2 tRNA genes and 2 rRNA genes are annotated in these 5,157 nt (G+C 52.2%); all 4 read right to left on the bottom strand.

Going from position 1 to position 5,157, the window contains the following annotated elements:
• Positions 1 to 168 precede the first annotated feature (168 nt).
• Positions 169 to 3,060, bottom strand: a 23S ribosomal RNA gene (locus P0Y43_RS23785).
• 237 nt (positions 3,061 to 3,297) lie between these two features.
• Positions 3,298 to 3,373, bottom strand: a tRNA-Ala gene (locus tag P0Y43_RS23790).
• 6 nt (positions 3,374 to 3,379) lie between these two features.
• Positions 3,380 to 3,456, bottom strand: a tRNA-Ile gene (locus P0Y43_RS23795).
• Positions 3,457 to 3,533: 77 nt separating this feature from the next.
• Positions 3,534 to 5,070: ribosomal RNA gene (locus P0Y43_RS23800) — 16S ribosomal RNA — on the bottom strand.
• Together the 16S and 23S rRNA genes with 2 tRNA genes alongside form the textbook arrangement of a ribosomal RNA operon.
• Positions 5,071 to 5,157 lie beyond the last annotated feature (87 nt).

Genomic DNA, 5,157 nt, shown 5'->3' on the forward strand with positions numbered 1-5,157 from the left:
TCAGGTGGTTCCAATGCTCTATGGTCGTCAAGAAATTCTGTAGCCAGAATGTCCTGTTGGACAGCCCAGCGAATTCGGATATGTGAATTTGTGGCCTTACGAATCTTCGGTTCTTTCGTCTTCACCACCACAATTCGGCGTCTGACGCTCAAATTGCTTGGGTGTTATATGGTCAAGCCTCACGGGCAATTAGTATTGGTTAGCTCAACGCCTCACAGCGCTTACACACCCAACCTATCAACGTCGTAGTCTTCGACGGCCCTTCAGGGGATTCAAGATCCCAGTGAGATCTCATCTTGAGGCAAGTTTCCCGCTTAGATGCTTTCAGCGGTTATCTCTTCCGAACATAGCTACCCGGCAATGCCACTGGCGTGACAACCGGAACACCAGAGGTTCGTCCACTCCGGTCCTCTCGTACTAGGAGCAGCCCCTCTCAAATCTCAAACGTCCACGGCAGATAGGGACCGAACTGTCTCACGACGTTCTAAACCCAGCTCGCGTACCACTTTAAATGGCGAACAGCCATACCCTTGGGACCGGCTTCAGCCCCAGGATGTGATGAGCCGACATCGAGGTGCCAAACACCGCCGTCGATATGAACTCTTGGGCGGTATCAGCCTGTTATCCCCGGAGTACCTTTTATCCGTTGAGCGATGGCCCTTCCATACAGAACCACCGGATCACTAAGACCTACTTTCGTACCTGCTCGACGTGTCTGTCTCGCAGTCAAGCGCGCTTTTGCCTTTATACTCTACGACCGATTTCCGACCGGTCTGAGCGCACCTTCGTACTCCTCCGTTACTCTTTGGGAGGAGACCGCCCCAGTCAAACTACCCACCATACACTGTCCTCGATCCGGATCACGGACCTGAGTTAGAACCTCAAGGTTGCCAGGGTGGTATTTCAAGGATGGCTCCATGAGAACTGGCGTCCCCACTTCAAAGCCTCCCACCTATCCTACACAAGCAAGCTCAAAGTCCAGTGCAAAGCTATAGTAAAGGTTCACGGGGTCTTTCCGTCTAGCCGCGGATACACTGCATCTTCACAGCGATTTCAATTTCACTGAGTCTCGGGTGGAGACAGCGCCGCCATCGTTACGCCATTCGTGCAGGTCGGAACTTACCCGACAAGGAATTTCGCTACCTTAGGACCGTTATAGTTACGGCCGCCGTTTACCGGGGCTTCGATCAAGAGCTTCGCTTGCGCTAACCCCATCAATTAACCTTCCGGCACCGGGCAGGCGTCACACCCTATACGTCCACTTTCGTGTTTGCAGAGTGCTGTGTTTTTAATAAACAGTCGCAGCGGCCTGGTATCTTCGACCGGCATGAGCTTACGGAGCAAGTCCTTCACCCTCGCCGGCGCACCTTCTCCCGAAGTTACGGTGCCATTTTGCCTAGTTCCTTCACCCGAGTTCTCTCAAGCGCCTTGGTATTCTCTACCCGACCACCTGTGTCGGTTTGGGGTACGGTTCCCGGTTATCTGAAGCTTAGGAGCTTTTCTTGGAAGCATGGCATCAACCACTTCGTCGCCTAAAGGCAACTCGTCATCAGCTCTCGGCCTTGAAATCCCGGATTTGCCTAAGATTTCAGCCTACCACCTTAAACTTGGACAACCAACGCCAAGCTGGCCTAGCCTTCTCCGTCCCTCCATCGCAATAACCGGAAGTACAGGAATATTAACCTGTTTTCCATCGACTACGCTTTTCAGCCTCGCCTTAGGGACCGACTAACCCTGCGTCGATTAACGTTGCGCAGGAAACCTTGGTCTTTCGGCGTGCGAGTTTTTCACTCGCATTGTCGTTACTCATGTCAGCATTCGCACTTCTGATACCTCCAGCAAGCTTCTCAACTCACCTTCACAGGCTTACAGAACGCTCCTCTACCGCATCACCAAAGGTGATACCCGTAGCTTCGGTGCATGGTTTGAGCCCCGTTACATCTTCCGCGCAGGCCGACTCGACTAGTGAGCTATTACGCTTTCTTTAAAGGGTGGCTGCTTCTAAGCCAACCTCCTAGCTGTCTAAGCCTTCCCACATCGTTTCCCACTTAACCATGACTTTGGGACCTTAGCTGACGGTCTGGGTTGTTTCCCTTTTCACGACGGACGTTAGCACCCGCCGTGTGTCTCCCATGCTCGGCACTTGCTGGTATTCGGAGTTTGCATCGGTTTGGTAAGTCGGGATGACCCCCTAGCCGAAACAGTGCTCTACCCCCAGCAGTGATACATGAGGCGCTACCTAAATAGCTTTCGAGGAGAACCAGCTATCTCCGAGCTTGATTAGCCTTTCACTCCGATCCACAGGTCATCCGCTAACTTTTCAACGGTAGTCGGTTCGGTCCTCCAGTCAGTGTTACCTAACCTTCAACCTGCCCATGGATAGATCGCCCGGTTTCGGGTCTATACCCAGCGACTAAACGCCCTATTAAGACTCGCTTTCGCTACGCCTCCCCTATTCGGTTAAGCTCGCCACTGAATATAAGTCGCTGACCCATTATACAAAAGGTACGCAGTCACCTAACAAAGTAGGCTCCCACTGCTTGTACGCATACGGTTTCAGGTTCTATTTCACTCCCCTCTCCGGGGTTCTTTTCGCCTTTCCCTCACGGTACTGGTTCACTATCGGTCAGTCAGTAGTATTTAGCCTTGGAGGATGGTCCCCCCATGTTCAGACAAAGTTTCTCGTGCTCCGTCCTACTCGATTTCACTGGCAAGAGATTTTCGTGTACGGGGCTATCACCCACTATGGCCGCACTTTCCAGAGCGTTCCACTAATCTCAAACCAGCTTAAGGGCTGGTCCCCGTTCGCTCGCCACTACTAAGGGAATCTCGGTTGATTTCTTTTCCTCAGGGTACTTAGATGTTTCAGTTCCCCTGGTTCGCCTCTTGCACCTATGTATTCAGTACAAGATACCTAGGTTATCCTAGGTGGGTTCCCCCATTCAGAGATCTCTGGATCACAGTCTGTTTGCCGACTCCCCAAAGCTTATCGCAGGCTACCACGTCTTTCATCGCCTCTGACTGCCAAGGCATCCACCGTATGCGCTTCTTCACTTGACCATATAACCCCAAGCAATCTGGTTATACTGTGAAGACGACATTCGCCGAAAATTCGCATGTTGCGCTCTCGCGCAGAACTCACAAATTTTACCTTAGCCTGATTAACCAGCAGTGAAACTGGCCATCAGTCTATCTATCACATATCCGAATTTTTAAAGAACGATCTGACAAAAGCCAGAAATCAACATTCAACAGCGAATGCTCATTTCTAGGTTCTGATCAAGGTACCGCAGAAAGTGGTGGAGCCAAGCGGGATCGAACCGCTGACCTCCTGCGTGCAAGGCAGGCGCTCTCCCAGCTGAGCTATGGCCCCGCATATTGGTAGGTCTGGGCAGATTTGAACTGCCGACCTCACCCTTATCAGGGGTGCGCTCTAACCAACTGAGCTACAGACCTATATAGGGTCTTGATCGTCTTCGACAATGAATCAAGCAATTCGTGTGGGAGCTCATCAGCAGGCTGATGTCTTCGATTAAGGAGGTGATCCAGCCGCAGGTTCCCCTACGGCTACCTTGTTACGACTTCACCCCAGTCATGAATCACACCGTGGTAACCGTCCCCCCGAAGGTTAGACTAGCTACTTCTGGTGCAACCCACTCCCATGGTGTGACGGGCGGTGTGTACAAGGCCCGGGAACGTATTCACCGCGACATTCTGATTCGCGATTACTAGCGATTCCGACTTCACGCAGTCGAGTTGCAGACTGCGATCCGGACTACGATCGGTTTTGTGAGATTAGCTCCACCTCGCGGCTTGGCAACCCTCTGTACCGACCATTGTAGCACGTGTGTAGCCCAGGCCGTAAGGGCCATGATGACTTGACGTCATCCCCACCTTCCTCCGGTTTGTCACCGGCAGTCTCCTTAGAGTGCCCACCATTACGTGCTGGTAACTAAGGACAAGGGTTGCGCTCGTTACGGGACTTAACCCAACATCTCACGACACGAGCTGACGACAGCCATGCAGCACCTGTGTCAGAGTTCCCGAAGGCACCAATCCATCTCTGGAAAGTTCTCTGCATGTCAAGGCCTGGTAAGGTTCTTCGCGTTGCTTCGAATTAAACCACATGCTCCACCGCTTGTGCGGGCCCCCGTCAATTCATTTGAGTTTTAACCTTGCGGCCGTACTCCCCAGGCGGTCAACTTAATGCGTTAGCTGCGCCACTAAAATCTCAAGGATTCCAACGGCTAGTTGACATCGTTTACGGCGTGGACTACCAGGGTATCTAATCCTGTTTGCTCCCCACGCTTTCGCACCTCAGTGTCAGTATCAGTCCAGGTGGTCGCCTTCGCCACTGGTGTTCCTTCCTATATCTACGCATTTCACCGCTACACAGGAAATTCCACCACCCTCTACCATACTCTAGCTCGCCAGTTTTGGATGCAGTTCCCAGGTTGAGCCCGGGGCTTTCACATCCAACTTAACGAACCACCTACGCGCGCTTTACGCCCAGTAATTCCGATTAACGCTTGCACCCTCTGTATTACCGCGGCTGCTGGCACAGAGTTAGCCGGTGCTTATTCTGTCGGTAACGTCAAAATTGCACGGTATTAACGTACAACCCTTCCTCCCAACTTAAAGTGCTTTACAATCCGAAGACCTTCTTCACACACGCGGCATGGCTGGATCAGGCTTTCGCCCATTGTCCAATATTCCCCACTGCTGCCTCCCGTAGGAGTCTGGACCGTGTCTCAGTTCCAGTGTGACTGATCATCCTCTCAGACCAGTTACGGATCGTCGCCTTGGTGAGCCATTACCTCACCAACTAGCTAATCCGACCTAGGCTCATCTGATAGCGCAAGGCCCGAAGGTCCCCTGCTTTCTCCCGTAGGACGTATGCGGTATTAGCGTTCCTTTCGAAACGTTGTCCCCCACTACCAGGCAGATTCCTAGGCATTACTCACCCGTCCGCCGCTGAATCCAGGAGCAAGCTCCCGTCATCCGCTCGACTTGCATGTGTTAGGCCTGCCGCCAGCGTTCAATCTGAGCCATGATCAAACTCTTCAGTTCAATACTGCTTGGGTTTTTAAGAAACCCTAAACTTGGCTCAGCAATCTCAAATGACTATGTGATTTCTCGCATGGCCACTTGTGATGC

The organism is Pseudomonas entomophila (assembly GCF_029193575.1).
Lineage (GTDB): Bacteria > Pseudomonadota > Gammaproteobacteria > Pseudomonadales > Pseudomonadaceae > Aquipseudomonas > Aquipseudomonas entomophila_G.